Annotated in this window: 14 protein-coding genes; 2 read left to right on the forward strand and 12 right to left on the reverse strand. The window is 70.7% G+C overall.

Annotated features, from left to right (window positions below; all coding sequences use genetic code 11):
- Window positions 1-149: 149 nt before the first annotated feature.
- The 4 genes from ACFYMM_RS22575 to ACFYMM_RS22590 all read right to left on the reverse strand — a co-directional run bounded on the left by ACFYMM_RS22575 (window position 150) and on the right by ACFYMM_RS22590 (window position 6,509).
- Complete coding sequence (locus tag ACFYMM_RS22575; protein WP_388389288.1) at window positions 150-1,568, reverse strand: sugar porter family MFS transporter; 1,419 nt, start codon at window positions 1,566-1,568, stop codon at window positions 150-152.
- A 200-nt stretch (window positions 1,569-1,768) separates the two neighbouring features.
- Complete coding sequence (locus ACFYMM_RS22580; protein WP_388389290.1) at window positions 1,769-5,419, reverse strand: AAA family ATPase; 3,651 nt, start codon at window positions 5,417-5,419, stop codon at window positions 1,769-1,771.
- A gap of 221 nt (window positions 5,420-5,640) precedes the next feature.
- Window positions 5,641-5,844: a hypothetical protein gene (locus ACFYMM_RS22585; protein ID WP_055623302.1), complete on the reverse strand. Its 204-nt coding sequence runs from the start codon at window positions 5,842-5,844 to the stop codon at window positions 5,641-5,643.
- Window positions 5,845-6,227: 383 nt separating this feature from the next.
- Complete coding sequence (locus ACFYMM_RS22590; protein ID WP_388389292.1) at window positions 6,228-6,509, reverse strand: acylphosphatase; 282 nt, start codon at window positions 6,507-6,509, stop codon at window positions 6,228-6,230.
- Between the two features lie 187 nt (window positions 6,510-6,696).
- On the opposite strand from ACFYMM_RS22590, the gene ACFYMM_RS22595 reads away from it, so the two are divergent.
- Both ACFYMM_RS22595 and ACFYMM_RS22600 read left to right on the forward strand, forming a co-directional pair.
- Entirely contained in the window at window positions 6,697-7,881 is a 1,185-nt protein-coding gene (locus ACFYMM_RS22595; RefSeq protein ID WP_388389294.1) for a CAP domain-containing protein, read from the forward strand.
- 81 nt (window positions 7,882-7,962) lie between these two features.
- Complete coding sequence (locus tag ACFYMM_RS22600; protein WP_388389297.1) at window positions 7,963-8,364, forward strand: winged helix-turn-helix transcriptional regulator; 402 nt, start codon at window positions 7,963-7,965, stop codon at window positions 8,362-8,364.
- Here ACFYMM_RS22600 and mutM read toward each other — a convergent pair.
- From mutM to recG, 8 genes are all read right to left on the reverse strand, one after another.
- Window positions 8,337-9,221 (reverse strand): bifunctional DNA-formamidopyrimidine glycosylase/DNA-(apurinic or apyrimidinic site) lyase, encoded by an 885-nt coding sequence (mutM, locus tag ACFYMM_RS22605; RefSeq protein ID WP_388389299.1) that lies wholly within the window; start codon window positions 9,219-9,221, stop codon window positions 8,337-8,339. The two genes, ACFYMM_RS22600 and mutM, sit on opposite strands and share 28 nt — an antisense overlap.
- A gap of 75 nt (window positions 9,222-9,296) precedes the next feature.
- Window positions 9,297-10,106, reverse strand: coding sequence for a ribonuclease III (gene rnc, locus ACFYMM_RS22610; RefSeq protein ID WP_388389301.1), 810 nt, complete (start codon window positions 10,104-10,106; stop codon window positions 9,297-9,299).
- Window positions 10,107-10,113: 7 nt separating this feature from the next.
- A complete protein-coding gene (rpmF, locus tag ACFYMM_RS22615; RefSeq protein WP_003951102.1) occupies window positions 10,114-10,287 on the reverse strand; it encodes a 50S ribosomal protein L32 in 174 nt (57 codons plus the stop codon).
- Window positions 10,288-10,289: 2 nt separating this feature from the next.
- A complete protein-coding gene (locus ACFYMM_RS22620) occupies window positions 10,290-10,943 on the reverse strand; it encodes a YceD family protein (RefSeq protein ID WP_388389304.1) in 654 nt (217 codons plus the stop codon).
- A 131-nt stretch (window positions 10,944-11,074) separates the two neighbouring features.
- Complete coding sequence (locus tag ACFYMM_RS22625; RefSeq protein ID WP_388389307.1) at window positions 11,075-12,145, reverse strand: ATP synthase F0 subunit B; 1,071 nt, start codon at window positions 12,143-12,145, stop codon at window positions 11,075-11,077.
- 73 nt (window positions 12,146-12,218) lie between these two features.
- Entirely contained in the window at window positions 12,219-12,698 is a 480-nt protein-coding gene (coaD, locus tag ACFYMM_RS22630; RefSeq protein ID WP_388389566.1) for a pantetheine-phosphate adenylyltransferase, read from the reverse strand.
- A gap of 26 nt (window positions 12,699-12,724) precedes the next feature.
- Window positions 12,725-13,309 carry a 16S rRNA (guanine(966)-N(2))-methyltransferase RsmD gene (gene rsmD / locus ACFYMM_RS22635; RefSeq protein WP_388389309.1) on the reverse strand — a complete coding sequence of 195 codons (585 nt, stop codon included), beginning with the start codon at window positions 13,307-13,309 and terminating at the stop codon, window positions 12,725-12,727.
- Window positions 13,310-13,414: 105 nt separating this feature from the next.
- Complete coding sequence (gene recG / locus ACFYMM_RS22640; RefSeq protein WP_388389312.1) at window positions 13,415-15,634, reverse strand: ATP-dependent DNA helicase RecG; 2,220 nt, start codon at window positions 15,632-15,634, stop codon at window positions 13,415-13,417.
- Window positions 15,635-15,731: the final 97 nt, after the last annotated feature.

The following is a 15,731-nucleotide window of genomic DNA, read 5'->3' on the forward strand; positions in this document are numbered from 1 at the left end:
TGCGAGGGCTGCCTGCGAGGGCTGCCTCGCATGGCGCGAGACCGCCGCCCCCGGCTCGGACAGCGGCCGAGCCGGGGGCGGCGGGTGGTGCGAGGAGAGGGGCAGCGGGGACTTGGCCCTTCTCCTCGGTCCGGGGGCCTCGGGGAGGCTCAGCCCATCTCCTCCAGCGCCTTGCCCTTCGTCTCCTTGACGAACCTGAGGACGAACGGGATGGAGAGCGCGGCGAAGGCCGTGTAGATGATGTAGGTGCCGGACAGGTTCCAGTCGGCCAGCGACGGGAAGCTCGCGGTGATGGCCCAGTTGGCGATCCACTGCGCGGCGGCGGCCACGCCCAGGGCGGCGGCGCGGAGCTTGTTCGGGAACATCTCACCGAGCATGACCCAGACGACCACACCCCAGGAGAGGGCGAAGAAGAGGACGAAGACGTGTGCGGCGATCAGGGCGATCCAGCCCTGGGTGGCGGGCAGCTTGCCGTCCACCAGGTGGGAGGAGAACGCCCAGGCCTCCAGCGCGAGGCCGACGGTCATACCTGCCGAGCCGATCAGCGCGAGCGGCTTGCGGCCGATGCGGTCCACGAAGATCATCGCGATCACGGTGCCGAGGATGTTGATGATCGACGTCGTGAAGGAGTAGAAGAACGAGTCCGTCGGATCGACACCGACCGACTGCCACAGCGTCGAGGAGTAGTAGAACGCGACGTTGATGCCGACGAACTGCTGGAAGACCGACAGGCCGATGCCGATCCAGACGATCGGCTTGAAGAAGAAGCCGCCGCCGAGCAGGTCCTTGAAGGAGGACTTGTGCTCGCTCTTCATGGCGTGCTCGATCTCGGCGACGCGGGCGTCCAGGTCGCGGGCCTCGCCCTCGACCTCGGCGAGGATCTCACGGGCGCGCTCGCGCTTGCCGACGGAGATCAGGAAGCGCGGGGACTCCGGGATCGCGAAGGAGAGCAGGCCGTACAGGACGGCCGGGACGACCATGACACCCAGCATGACCTGCCAGGCCTCCAGGCCCATCAGCTTGCCGCGCTGGTCGCCGCCGGCGGCGTTGAGCAGGCCCCAGTTGACCAGCTGGGAAATGGCGATGCCGATGACGATCGCGGCCTGCTGGAAGGAGCCGAGGCGGCCGCGGTACGCGGGCGGGGCGACCTCGGCGATGTAGGCGGGGCCGATGACGGAGGCCATGCCGATGGCGAAGCCGCCGACGACGCGCCAGAGGGCGAAGTCCCACAGGGAGAAGGGCAGCGCCGAGCCGACGGCGCTGACGGTGAACAGCACGGCGGCGATCTGCATGACCCGGATACGGCCGATGCGGTCGGCGATCCGGCCGGCGGTGGCGGCGCCGATCGCGCAGCCGATCAGGGCGACGGCGATGACCTGGGCCAGGGCCGCGGAGCCGATGTCGTAGCGGTGCCGGATCGCCTCGACGGCGCCGTTGATCACGGAGCTGTCGTAGCCGAACAGGAAGCCGCCCATCGCGGCCGCCGCCGCGATGAAGATGACGTGCCCGAGATGCTCGGGGTGAGCCGTCCTGGCTCCTGACTGAGGTGCCTGCGCTGTGCTGGTCACGTGTACAACTCCTCGGGCCACCGGCAACGCTGCCGACGTGGGGTACGCCCTACAGGTGAGACCTGAAGGTAAAAGCAACGTTACCGAGACTATGCCTTCAAGTTTCGAAGTCAATGGGCGTGGTGATGTGAGCTTGGAGATACGCGGAGGTAGGTTGTGTTCATTTCTTGAAGAAACCGGGGAGCTACCGGAGCTGCCGGCTACCGAAGTCGCTGCGAGATGACCTTCGACACACCGTCGCCCTGCATGGAGACGCCGTACAGCGCGTCGGCGACCTCCATCGTCCGCTTCTGATGCGTGATCACGATGAGCTGCGAGGCTTCCTGCAGCTCCTGCATGATCCGGATCAGCCGCTGAAGGTTGGTGTCGTCGAGCGCGGCCTCGACCTCGTCCATGACGTAGAAGGGGCTCGGCCGGGCCTTGAAGATCGACACCAGCAGCGCCACGGCGGTCAGCGACCGCTCGCCACCCGACAGCAGGGAGAGCCGCTTGACCTTCTTGCCCGGCGGCCGGGCCTCGACGTCCACGCCCGTGGTGAGCATGTTGTCGGGGTCGGTCAGCACCAGCCGTCCCTCACCGCCCGGGAACAGCCGTCCGAATACGCCCTCGAACTCACGGGCCGTGTCCCGGTAGGCCTCGGTGAAGACCTGCTCGACCCGTTCGTCGACCTCCTTGACCACCTGGAGCAGGTCGGCACGGGTCTTCTTCAGGTCCTCCAGCTGCTCGCTGAGGAACTTGTGCCGTTCCTCCAGCGCGGCGAACTCCTCCAGGGCGAGCGGGTTGACCTTGCCGAGCTGCTGGTAGGCACGCTCGGCGGCCTTGAGCCGCTTCTCCTGCTCGGCCCGCACGAACGCCTTCGGCCGGTTGCGCGGATGGTCCGGGTCCTCGGGCAGCTCCTCGCCGTCGGCGGGGAGCGAGGGCGGCACCGGCTGCTGCGGGCCGTACTCGGCCACGAGCCCCTCCGGTTCCACACCGAGTTCCTCCAGCGCCTTGGTCTCCAGCTGCTCGATCCGCAGCCGCTTCTCGGCGCCGAGTACCTCGCCTCGATGGACTGAATCCGTCAACTTGTCGAGTTCCGCCTTGAGTTCGCGTCCCGTCCCGCGGGCGGCGGACAGTTCCCGTTCGCGGAGCGCCTTGGCGGCCTCGGCGGCGGACCGCTCGCGCTCGGCCCGGCCCAGGGAGACGTCGACGTGCGCGAGCAGCTGCCGGGCACCGGAGGCGACGGCTTCGGCCACGGCCGCCTCGTGCCGCAGCCGGGCACGGCGCTGTTCGGCACGCGCGCGTGCCTCGCGTTCGGCGCGGGCCGCCCGGTCCAGCGAGTCGGCCCGCCCGGCGAGCCCCTTGACCCGCTCCTCGTGCGTACGGACCTGGAGCCGCGCCTCCATCTCGGTCTGGCGCGCGTTGGCCCCGTCGGCGGCGAGCCGGTCGCGCACCGAGGTGTCCGGCTCCTCCTCGACCGGCATCTCCTCGGCCACCGCCAGCCGTTCGGCCAGCTCCTCGGCCTCCAGTACGGCCTTGTCGAGCGCATCCTGAGCCCGTGCCGCCGCCGCGGCGGACCGCTCGGCCTCACCTGCGGCACCGCGGGCCTGTCCGGCCAGCCGTCCGAGCTGCTGGGCCACGGCCGACTTCTCCCGGTCGGCGGCCCGGCGGCGCTCGGCGAGGTCGTCCACGAGGGCGGCGGCCTCGGCACGCCGCTGCGCCGCCGCCCGCTGCTCCTCGGCCAGCTCCGCACAGCGCACCGCCAGCTCGGCCAGCTCGGCGGCGGCCTCGTCGACCGAGGCCTGCACCTCCAGCAGGCTCGGCGCGCCGGCCGATCCGCCGTGCGCGAAGTGGGCCCCGAGCAGATCGCCCTCGGCGGTGACGGCGGTCAGCTCCGGGTGGGCGTGGACCAGGGCCTCGGCGTCCTCCAGGGTGGCGACGACCGCGATGCCCTCCAGGAGGCGGCGGACCGCCGGAAGCAGCTCGGCGGGGCCGCGGACGAATTCGGCGGCGGGGCGCGGCGCCGCGCGGAGGGTGTCGGACGATCCGGTGCCCGCGGGTTCGTCGTGGCCGCTCGCGCCCCGCTGCCGGGCCTCGACCGGATACGGTCCCGCGCTGCCGGGCGGCCCGTCCTGCGGCGCCGGCCGCTCGGGCGCCCCCGCCAGGATCAGGGCCGCCCTGCCCCCGTCCTGTTTGCGCAGGAGTCTGATCGCCTCCGCCGCCGAGGCCGGGGTCGACACGGCGATCGCGTCCGCCGCCGCGCCGAACGCCGCGGCCAGCGCGACCTCGTGGCCGGGTGTGACCGTCAGCAGTTCCGCCGCCGGGCCGAGGACTCCGGTGAGGCTGTCGCGGGCGCCGAGCAGTATTCCGGTGCCGTCCTTGCGGCGCAGGCCGAGGGCGAGGGTCTCGTGGCGGGCCTGGGTGGCGGCGCGGCGGCGTTCGGTCGTGGTGGCCGCCTCGCGGGCGGCGGACAGCTCGGCCTCGGCCTCGGCCAGCTGCCGCCTGGCCCCCTCGTGCCGTCCGGCCAGTTCCTCGTCGTCGGCGTCCAGGCCGTCCACCTCGGCCTTGAGGGCCTCGTACTCCTCCTGGGCGGTGACGGCCCGCTCCTGGGCCTCGTCCCGGGCGGCGGCCAGCCGGTCGATCTCGGCCTGGGCGGAGCCGGCCCGCGAGCGGGCAGCGTTGACCTGGCCGTTCAGCCGGGCCAGGCCCTCCCGGCGGTCGGCGATGGCCCGGGCGACGTCCTTCAGACGCCGCTCCTCGACGGCCAGCTCACGCTCCAGGTCGGCCCGGTGGGCGACGGTGTCGTCGAGGGCGTGCTGGGCCGCCTCCAGGGCCGCTTCCAGCTCGGCCTCCTGCTCGCGGATCCGGGCGGCCTCGCGCTCCATGTCCTCGGGGTCGCGGCCGCGCCGCTCCTCGGGGGGCGCCGAGGTGGCGCTCTTGACCCGGGCCTCGGCCAGGGAGATCGTGCCGCGCACGCGTTCGGCCAGCTGGGACAGCTCGTACCAGGTCTGCTGGGCCCGCTGCAGGCGCGGTGCGAGCTGCCGTACCTCGTCCTCCAGGAGTGCCTCGCGCTGGAGCGCCTTCCTCAGCTCCTGCTCCGCCGCCTCCTTGCGTTCCTTCAGCGCGGCCTCGTCGGCGATCTCCGTGCGCAGCGCCTCGCGCAGCCGTACCAGGTCGTCGGCGAGGAGGCGCAGCCGGGCGTCGCGGAGGTCGGCCTGGATCACGGCGGCCCGGCGGGCGACCGCCGCCTGGCGGCCGAGCGGCTTGAGCTGGCGGCGCAGCTCGTCCGTCAGGTCCTGCACGCGCGCGAGGTTGGCCCGCATCGCGTCCAGTTTGCGCAGCGCCTTCTCCTTGCGCTTGCGGTGCTTGAGGACGCCGGCCGCCTCCTCGATGAAGGCGCGGCGGCCCATCGGGTCGGCGTGCAGGACGGAGTCGAGCTGGCCCTGGCCGACGATGACGTGCATCTCACGGCCGATGCCGGAGTCGGAGAGGAGTTCCTGGATGTCCAGCAGCCGGCAGGTGTCGCCGTTGATCTGGTACTCGCTGCCGCCGTTGCGGAACATGATCCGCGTGATGGTGACCTCGGCGTACTCGATGGGCAGCGCGCCGTCGGAGTTGTCGATGGTCAGGGACACCTCGGCGCGGCCGAGCGGCGGGCGGCCGGTGGTGCCGGCGAAGATGACGTCCTCCATCTTGCCGCCGCGCAGCGACTTGGCGCCCTGTTCGCCCATGACCCAGCTGAGCGCGTCCACGACGTTGGACTTGCCCGAGCCGTTCGGTCCGACGACGCACGTGATCCCCGGTTCGAACCGGAGCGTGGTCGCCGAGGCGAACGACTTGAACCCACGGAGGGTCAGGGCCTTGAGGTGCACGCCGCTGGACTCTACCGTCCGCCGCTATCTCACTCCATGAACGCTCGCAACCGCGCGGTTTCGCCATTGAACATGCAGGGCACACCACACGTTAAAGACGGTGAAAGGATGCGGGGGGAAAGAAAGAAGGGACGCCGAAGCGTCCCTTGCAAATCTGACAACTGAGCGGTTGTTACGGGCAGCCCAACCACTGCTTGTGCTGTCGTGGAGCGATGCAGTGATCAGGTGAGCGCAGGCTCCGCCTGGTGTGCGTCGATGCTCTCCATGATCCTGTCGTGAGAAGCGGCAGCCGTCAGCGCTTCGTTCTCCGCCTGGATCCGTACCAGCTCGGATTCCAGGTCCTGGACGCGCTGCTGGAGCCGTCGCATCTCGGCGAGGAGTCGAGGGTCGGAGCCGCCGACGTAACCGAGAAGCGCCTTTGCCATGATGGATGGTCCTCCACACTGAGTGACCGACCGAAGCGGTGTGGGTCGTGAGGGATTCGCACCCGCGGTGCTTGGCACACTCGAGTGTTGCTCTGCTATTGCTACATGCCAAACAGCTAAGGTGCGCGGGGCTTTCAGCGTCTCACCAAAAAGTTTGACGGTCAACACGATCACGCCCTGTATTGGCGGGCAAACCGGGGGCGCGCGGCCGGTGGACGGCGACGCTGCGGCTCCTGCGGGGCCCTCAGGGCGAGGCGATCATCATTTACCCGCGGAGCCTGCCACGGCAAGGGGTTCTTGGCAACCACCAGGGCATTTCTGCTCCGGGCAGCTGCCGGTGGCAGGTCTCTCCGCTCCGGCGGGCGGGGATCCGGCGGGCGGACTCAGCGGATGGCGAAGCCGTCGTAGCCGCCTCGAGGTGTGTCCCAGATCTCGGTGACACCGTCGACCTGCCCGGGCGTGTCGCCGCCCTGCAGCCAGTCGAGCAGGCCCTCGCACCCCTCGCGGGCCCCCTCCGCGACGACCTGCACCCGGCCGTCGCCCAGATTGAGAGCAAAACCACTCAGCCCGCCGATCTCCAGCGCCTTGGCGCGCGTGAACCAGCGGAAACCCACACCTTGGACGCGTCCCCGCACCCAGGCGACCAGTCGAACATCCTCGCTCATGGGTGCAACCTAACCGGCCGAAGTCACTCAGCCCACTTCCTCCCCCAGCGGCATGCGGTACCGTCCCCACCCAACGAATCTCATATGAAACTCACTCGATCGGGTGAGTCTGGTTGACCATGAGGAGCCATCGGCCACCAGGGCACGGGCCCCGGGTCGACCGCGAGACGAGGAAGAGGGCAAGGACATGGGACGCCACCGACGCTCCGCCGGCCGCGCCGCCACGGACCGCGCCACAGGCGTCACGCCGGGGCAGCACTCCATCACGGAGAGCCATGCGCGGGACCCGCACGCGGGCGGCCGGCCGACCATGGGCATCGCCCCGTACCTGAACCCGGAGGCGTACGCGGAGGCCAACGCCCGGAGTTCGGCCTATCTGTACGCGACCCAGGACGGCGGCGACCGCGCCCGGGACTGGGACACGGCCGTCTTCGCCGCGGATGAGTTCGCTCCGGCGGGCGGGTCCGGGGGCGCATCCTGGGGCGGTTCCCCGGGAGGCTTCCCTGGTCCTTCCGGGCCCGATGGCGGCCGCCGGCGCAAGAAGCGGGTCGCCAAGCCCGTCCGCACGGGGCTGCTGGGGGTCTCCGCCGCCGTGGCCATCGGCACCGTCGCGGTGGCCGCGGGCGTGGTGCCGGGCCTGCAGAACTACAAGCTGGGCGGCGGGGCCAGCACCAGTGGCGGTGACCGAATACAGGCCGCGGGCTCGCCCAGCAACACGGCCACCGAGCAGGGCGGCACCTCCGGCAACGCCGACAGCCGCACCGGCTCGTCCTCCACCAGCCGCAACAGCGACCGCCCGGCCTCCCCGACGCCGTCCGCCGCGCCCTCCACCTCCACCTCCCCCGCCTCGTCCGCCACCCCGACGAAGACGCCGTCCACCGGGCCCGCGACCACGCTCACGCCGTCCGGGAAGCCGACGAGCGCGGCGAGCACGCCGTCGCGCACCCTCCCGAAGGCTCCGGTGAAGACCTCCGCGCCGGCGACGGTGTCCTCGGCGGCCGCCGCCGAGGCCGAGGTGCTCAAACTGGTGAACGAGCAGCGGGCGAAGGTCGGCTGCAGCGCGCTGTCGGCGAACTCCTCGCTGACCTCGCTGGCGGAGTCCTTCAGCGACGACATGGCCGCGCGGGGCTTCTTCGACCACACCGACCCGGACGGCCACACACCGTGGGACCGGGCCGCCAAGGCGGGCATCACCGACCTGGGCGGCGAGAACATAGCCCGCGGCCAGGCCGACGCCGCCGCCGTGATGGACGCCTGGATGAACAGCCCCGGCCACCGCGCCAACATCCTCAACTGCGACTTCAAGACCCTCGGCGTCGGTGTCCACTTCGGCTCGGGCGGCCCCTGGTGGACGCAGGACTTCGGCTACTGAGCCCTCTCCCGGACCCTCCGCGCGCTAACCTTCGGTTAGCGCGATCTGTCGGTTAGCGCTGAGCTCAAGTACGGTGGAGGGATGAACCCCATCCAGGACTGCGTGGAGGACCAGGACCTCCCGTACAACGTGTTCGCCAGGGCCTGTCCCTCGCGGGGCACGCTGGAGCACGTCACCGGCCGCTGGGGCGGGCTGACGCTCGGCGCGCTGTACGAGGGCACGCTGCGCTTCAACGAACTGCGCCGCCGGGTCGCCGGGGTGAGCGAGAAGATGCTGTCCCAGACCCTGCACGCGCTGGAGCGCGACGGTCTGGTGCACCGCGAGGCGCAGCCGACGAACCCGCCCCGCGTGGACTACGAACTGACCCCCCTCGGCCGCGAGGTGGCCCGGCGCCTGCTGGCCCTGATCCACTTCGTGGAGGGATCCATGGACGACGTGCTGGCGGCCCGCGAGCGCTACGACAGCAGCCGCGGCGCCCTCTGACACTTCGGGCAGAAGTAGCTGGACCGGTTCATCCAGGGGCGCCGGCGCATCGGAGTGGCGCACCGCTTGCACGGCAGGCCCTCGCGTCCGTACGCGTCGAGCGACCGGTCGAAGTAGCCGGACTCGCCGTTGACGTTGACGTACAGGCTGTCGAAGCTGGTGCCGCCCACCGCGAGCGCCTCGTTCATCACGTCCCTCACATGGCCCAGCAGTTCGGCGGTGTGCGGCCGGGTGAAACCGGCCGTGGGGCGCTCGTAGTGGACGCGGGCGCGCCAAAGGGCCTCGTCCGCGTAGATGTTGCCGACTCCGCTGATCAACGACTGATCCAGCAGGGCCCGTTTGATGGTGGTCCGCTTGCGGCGCAGGGCCTGGTGGAAGGCCTCCTCGTCGAACAGCGGGTCGAGCGGGTCGCGGGCGATGTGCGCGATGACGTCCGGCAGGCCGTCGGGGGTGTTGTCGTGCAAGGACAGCCCGCCGAAGGTGCGTTGGTCGACGAAACGGAGTTCGGTGCCGCCCGCCGCGGCAGCGGCTGATGTCAGCGTGTCGCCGAACCGGACACGGATCCTCAGGTGCTTCTCGTCGGGTGCCTCGTGCGGCTGGACCAGCAGCTGGCCGCTCATGCCGAGATGGGCGAGGACCGACTGGTCGGTGTCCTCCAGCGGCAGCCACAGGTACTTGCCCCGGCGGCTGGGCACACCGACGCGGTGGCCCTTGAGACGGTGCGCGAAGTCGTCGGCGCCGGCCAGGTGTCGGCGTACGGCGCGCGGGTGCAGCACCTCGACCTCGGCGACGGCACGGTGGGCGACCCACCGCTCCAGACCGCGTCGTACGACCTCGACCTCGGGCAACTCGGGCATCTGACCCCCGTAAGGACGCTGGATGAGCCGAGCGCCCGCCCCCGGACGGGGACGGGCGCTCGGGTGTGCTGTTCGTCAGGCGGAGGCGGAGGTGGAGGTGGAGGACGGGTCGCCGTCCTGCGCGGCCTTCTCGGCCGCCACCTTGGCTCGCTCGTCCGCCGCGGCCCGGATGGACCGCCAGGCGGACTCGGCGGCCTGCTGTTCCGCCTCCTTCTTGCTGCGGCCGGTGCCGGTGCCGTACGAGACGCCTCCGACGCGGGCGGCAGCAGTGAAGGTCTTCTCGTGGTCGGGGCCGGTCTCCGTGACCAGGTACTCGGGTACACCGAGTCCCTCGGTCGCGGTCAGCTCCTGCAGGGATGTCTTCCAGTCCAGGCCGGCGCCCAGGTTGGAGGACTTCTCGATCAGCGGGTCGAAGAGCCGGTGCACCAGCTCGGACGCCGAGTCGAGGCCCTGGTCGAGATAGACCGCGCCGATCACCGCTTCCAGGGTGTCGGCGAGGATGGACGCCTTGTCCCGGCCGCCCGTTCCCTCTTCACCACGGCCCAGCCGGATGAAGGAGCCCAGTTCGAGCCCACGGCCCACCTCCGCGAGCGCACGCGAGTTGACCACCGCGGCCCGCAGCTTTGCCAGCTGGCCTTCGGGCAGGTCGGGGTGGGTGCGGTACAGCGTGTCCGTGACGACGAGGCCGAGCACGGAGTCCCCCAGGAACTCCAGCCGCTCGTTCGTCGGCAGACCGCCGTTCTCGTACGCGTAGGAACGGTGGGTCAGTGCGCGCACCAGAAGGGCGGACTCGAGCCGGTAGCCGAGCCGCCCTTCCAGAAGCGTGTGGGACGAGGCCGTGTTGTCCGCTGAGTTCTTCTTCGGCGTGGACACAGTGCCTCTCACCAGCCGCTCAGACCTCGAGGACCTGGCGCTTGTTGTAGGTGCCGCAAGACGGGCACGCGATGTGCTGCTGCTTGGGCTCGTGGCAGCGCTCGCACGCAACCAGGGTGGGGACCGCAGCCTTCCACTGCGACCGGCGGTGGCGCGTGTTGCTGCGCGACATCTTCCGCTTCGGAACAGCCACGGCTACTTCTCCTGCTTCTCGGCGGCGCGTGCTGATCGAGGCGCGTCGCCGCTCATCTCGTCCTTCTCGCCGTCCTGCATGGTGCCGGCGAGTCCCTGCAAAGCCGCCCAACGGATGTCGACGGCGTCGTGGTGGTGGTCCGGGTCGTCCGCCAGCCGGGCCCCGCACTCGGAGCACAGACCTGGGCAGTCTTCCTGGCACACCGGCTGCATCGGCAGTGCGAGCACCACCGCATCGCGCAGCACTGGTTCGAGGTCGAAGAGTCCGTCCTCGATGAAGAGCCTGTCCTCGTCTTCCTCGGCGTCGTCGGCCGGTTCCGCTTTCACACGGCCCCGGTCGTCGGCGTCAGGGTACGAGAACATCTCCTGGAAGTCCGCTTCGAGCTCCTGCTCCAGCGGCTCCAGACACCTTACGCACTCCCCCTCGGCCTGTGCACGGGCGGTGCCTGTGACGAGCACCCCTTCCATGACCGACTCGAGTCGGAGTTCGAGCTCCACCGGGGCGCCTTCCGGCACTCCGATGACTCCCTGGATACCGAAGTCCCGGGGGGCGTCGACCGTGCGGGTCAGGCGCTGCAACGCACCAGGACGCCGACCCAGCTCGTGTGTGTCGAACACGAAGGGGTCGCGGTGGTCGAGGCGGGCGTTGGAGGCCATTCCTGCTTTCGATCTTCTAGCTCAGAGGGACGCCGCTTCGGAGGTATCACCGGGCAGCGCTGATCGCGGACGTACTCGCGACCGAAGAGCCAGGATACTGGACCTTTCGCTGTCGGCCCAATCCGGTGGTTCTACTGGCCGCGGCCCTGCTCGTAGGCCCGCAGCTGCTCGGGCGTGATCATGCCGGTGTCGAAGAGGCTGGTCTCGTCGAGGGCGTACGACTGGTGCGCCTGGTGCGCTTGGTGCTGCTGCTGGTCCTGATGCCCGTGGTGCCCCTGGTTCTGGTCGTACGCCTGCTGCTGGGCGTCGTAGCCCTGGTAGGCGTACGGATCGGCCTGCTGGTAGCCGTAGGCGTCCTGCTGGCCGTAGGGCTGCTGCTGGTAGCCGCCGGAGTACGGGTCGGGCTGCTGCTGGTACCCGTACGCCGGCTGCGGCTGGCCGTAGTCCTGGTTCTGGGCCGCCTGCTCGGCCGCGGTGTCCTTCTCGGCCAGGGCCGCGAGGTCGGCGAGGTAGTCGGCGTCGCTGGAGTGCTGGAAGGTCGTGGTGTCGTCGGCGAGGGCGCCGAGGTCGTCGGAGGCGATCCGGCCGTGCAGCTTCTGCCGGCCCCGGCCGACGGCCTCCAGGGTCTTGGCGAGGACCGCCTCGAAGGCGCCCAGCTTGACGTCGACGTAGGAGTCGGCGTCGCGGCGCAGGGTCTCCGGGTCGTGGCTGCGCTCGGGGGCGTCCTCGTCCTCGTAGCCGTTCTCGTCCAGTCCGGGGCCGGTGCCGAGGAGCTTCTCGCGGCCCCGGCCGACGGAGCCGAGGGTCTTGGTGAGGACGACCTCGAAGTTGGCGAGCTTGGAGTCGACGTAGTCGTCGGCCTCGGCGCGGATCTCCTCGGCCTCCTGGCGGGCCTCGGCGAGGATCCGGTCGGCCTCGGCCTGGGAGCGGCGGGCGACCTCGGTGCCGGAGATCAGCGACCCTCGCTCGGCGTGCGCGCTCTGGATGATCTGCTCGGCCTCCTGGCGGGCCTGCTCGACCATCTGTTCGCGGTCGCCGATCACTTCCTGGGCCTGCGCGAGGGAGCCGGGCAGGGCCTGGCGCACCTCTTCGAGCATCGCGAGCAGGTCGGCGCGGTTGACCACGCACGACGCCGACATGGGCATCGACCGGGCCCCGGAGACCGCGGCGACGATGTCGTCGAGCTTCTTCTGCACGTCCACCTGTGCTCGCCACTCTCTACAGCTGTGTTGGAGACGGACGGGACGACTGTAGTCCTTGTCGGTCCCTGGGGAGTCAGTCCCCGCGCAGGCGCTTGCCGAGGGCCTCCAGGACCTGCGGCGGCACCAGGTGCGAGACGTCGCCGCCCCAGGTCGCGACCTCCTTGACCAGGGAGGAGGAGAGGAAGCTGTAGGTGGGGTTGGTGGGCACGAACAGCGTTTCGACGCCGGTCAGGCCGTTGTTCATCTGGGCCATCTGCAGTTCGTAGTCGAAGTCGCTGACCGCGCGCAGTCCCTTGACGATGGCGGGGATCTCGCGCTGCTTGCAGAAGTCGACGAGGAGGCCGTGGAAGGCCTCGACCCGGACGTTGGCGTAGTCGGCGGTGACCTGGCGGATCAGGTCGATCCGCTCGTCGATCTCGAACAGGCCCTTCTTGGCCTTGTTGATCATCACCGCGACATAGACCTCGTCGTACAGACGGGATGCTCGGGCAATGATGTCGAGGTGTCCGTTGGTGATCGGGTCGAACGACCCGGGACAGACGGCGCGGCGCACTAGTGGTCCCTCGCTCTCCGGTCCGGTCATCGTGCGTCTTCGCACGTAGAGGCGGCGCGACCGTACCAAAACGTTCCCTCGCCGTAGCGACGGGACCGGATCGCCTCGAAGCCGTCCGGCCAGTGGAATTCGCCGCCTCTGGTGCTGCGCTCCACGGTGACGAGGGCCTGGGGCGCGAGCCAGCCCCCCGAGCGGAGTGTGAGGAGAATCTCGCGAAGATCGTGATCTGTGACTCGGTACGGGGGATCCAGGAAGACGAGGTCGTACGGGGCTGTGGGCGCCGACTGGATGATCTGTTCGGCTTTGCCTGACCTCACCTCGGCGCCGGGGAGGCCGAGGGTTCTGACGTTCTCCCGGACCGTGCGCGCGGCGCGGGCGTCCGCCTCGACGAGGAGGGTGTGGCTCGCGCCACGGGAGAGGGCTTCCAGGCCGACCGCGCCCGAACCGGCGTACAGGTCGAGGACTCGTTCGCCGTCGAGGGGGCCGCCGAGGAGGGACTGCCAGGTGGAGAGGAGGCCCTCGCGTGCGCGGTCTGAGGTGGGGCGGGTGCCGTTGCCTGGCGGGACGGCGAGTCGACGTCCGCCGGCTGCGCCGGCGATCACGCGGGTCATCTTCGGTTCCTCGGTTGTGGGCGGCTACAGGTCCAGTTTGGCTGGTCGCGCCCGCGCGGCGGTAGCCGCACATCGATGCGGCCCCGCGCCCCTGGTGGGTACGACTCAGCCCATTTCCAAGTACTGCTCCCTTTCCGCGTCCAGGAGGGCGTCCAGGGCCGTCCGCAGGCCGGGGAGGCCGGTCAGCTCCGGATCGGCCGCCACCACCGCCGTCGCCTCCTCCCGCGCCTCGGCGATGATCTCCTCGTCCTCGATGACCGCCAGGACCCGCAGACTGGTGCGGGCACCGGACTGGGCCTGGCCGAGGACATCGCCCTCACGGCGCTGTTCGAGGTCGAGGCGGGAGAGTTCGAAGCCGTCGAGGGTGGAGGCCACGGCGCCCAGGCGCTGACGGGCCGCGCTGGCCTCCGGCATCTCGGTGACCAGGAGGCAGAGGCCGGGGGCCGAGCCTCGGCCCACCCGGCCGCGCAGCTGGTGGAGCTGGGAGACGCCGAAGCGGTCGGCGTCCATGATCACCATGGCGGTGGCGTTGGGGACGTTGACGCCGACCTCGATGACGGTCGTGGCGACCAGGACGTCGGTGTCGCCGGCGGCGAAACGCCGCATGACCGCGTCCTTGTCGTCGGGATGCATCCGGCCGTGCAGGACCTCGACGCGCAGGCCGTGCAGGGGCCCATTCGCCAGGTGGTCGGCCACGTCCAGGACCGCGAGCGGCGGGCGCTTCTCCGCCTCGTCCTCCGGGGACTTCTTCTTGCCGGACTTCTTCGGGTCGTCCTCCTCGTCGCCGATCCGGGGACAGACGACGTACGCCTGATGGCCGCCCTGGACCTCCTCACGCACCCGCTCCCAGGCGCGGGCCAGGAAGTGCGGCTTGTCGGCGGCCGGGACGACATGGCTGGCGATCGGTGAGCGGCCGGCCGGGAGCTGGTCGAGGACCGAGGTCTCCAGGTCGCCGAAGACGGTCATGGCGACCGTGCGCGGAATGGGGGTGGCGGTCATGACGAGCAGGTGCGGGGGCTGCTTGCCCTTGCCGCGCAGGGCGTCGCGCTGTTCCACGCCGAAGCGGTGCTGTTCGTCGACGACGACCAGGCCGAGATCGTGGAACTGGACCTTGTCCTCGATCAGGGCGTGGGTGCCGATCACGACGCCGGCCTCGCCGGTGACGAGGTCGAGCATCGCCTGACGGCGTGCGGCGACCCCCATCGACCCGGTGAGCAGCACGACCTTGGTGGCGTGCTCGGTGCCGCCCAGCATCCCGCCCTCGGCCAGCTCGCCCATCATCTCGACGATGGAGCGGTGGTGCTGCTGGGCGAGCACCTCGGTGGGCGCGAGCATCGCGGCCTGGCCGCCGGCGTCGACGGTGGCGAGCATGGCGCGCAGGGCCACCAGGGTCTTGCCGGAGCCGACCTCTCCCTGGAGGAGCCGGTGCATCGGGTGCTCGGTCGCCAGGTCGTCGAAGATCTCCCCGGAGACCTTCCGCTGGCCCTCGGTGAGGGTGAAGGGGAGACGGTCGTCGAAGGCGGTGAGGAGGCCGTCCGGCTTCGGTCGGCGGGCGACCGCCGGGAGCTGGGCGTCGGTGTGGCGGCGGCGGGCCAGGGCGACCTGGAGGACGAAGGCCTCGTCCCACTTGAGGCGGTCGCGGGCGCCGGCGACGTCGGCCTTGGTCTGCGGGCGGTGGATCTTGAGGAGGGCCTCGGGCAGGGGGACCAGGCCGCGGCCCTCGCGCAGGGAGTCCGGAAGGGGGTCCAGGGCCTCCTGGGCGCTGGGCAGCACGGTCTGGACGGCCTTGCCGATCTTCCAGGACTCCAGCTTGGCGGTCGCGGGGTAGATCGGGATCAGGGCGCCGGCCCAGGTCTCGACCGACTCCTCGCTGTCGCCGCGCAGCAACTCGTACGCCGGATGGGCGAGTTGCAGACGGCGGTTGAACAGCGAGACCTTGCCGGAGAACATCGCGCGGGTGCCCGGCAGCAGATCCTTGTGGGGCTTGTGCACGCCGTTGCCGAAGAAGACCAGTTGGAGGCGGCCGCTGCCGTCGGTGATGGTGACTTCCAGCCGCTGGCCCTTGCCGCGCGGGGCCTTGGCGGAGGCGAAGGAGTGCAGCCGGGCGTCGGCCACCTGGGCGACCACCGTGACGTGCTCGTCCATCGGGAGGTCGGCCAGGTGGGTGAGCTGGCCGCGCTCCTCGTATCTGCGCGGATAGTGGTGCAGCAGGTCGCCGACGGTGTGCAGGCCGAGGTGCTCGGCCATCACCTTCGCGGTGGCGGGGCCGAGCACTGACTTCAGCGGCTGTTTCAGTGGTTCTTCCAGTGCGGGCACGAGATCCATTGCACACCACGGCACTGACAATGCCGTAGACCTCCACCGGACCCGGCGTATCGGGTCTCTCGAAGCCCCTGGTCAGGCGCGCTGTTCCGGGCCTAGG

This window comes from Streptomyces sp. NPDC006739 (assembly GCF_042869815.1).
GTDB lineage: Bacteria > Actinomycetota > Actinomycetes > Streptomycetales > Streptomycetaceae > Streptomyces.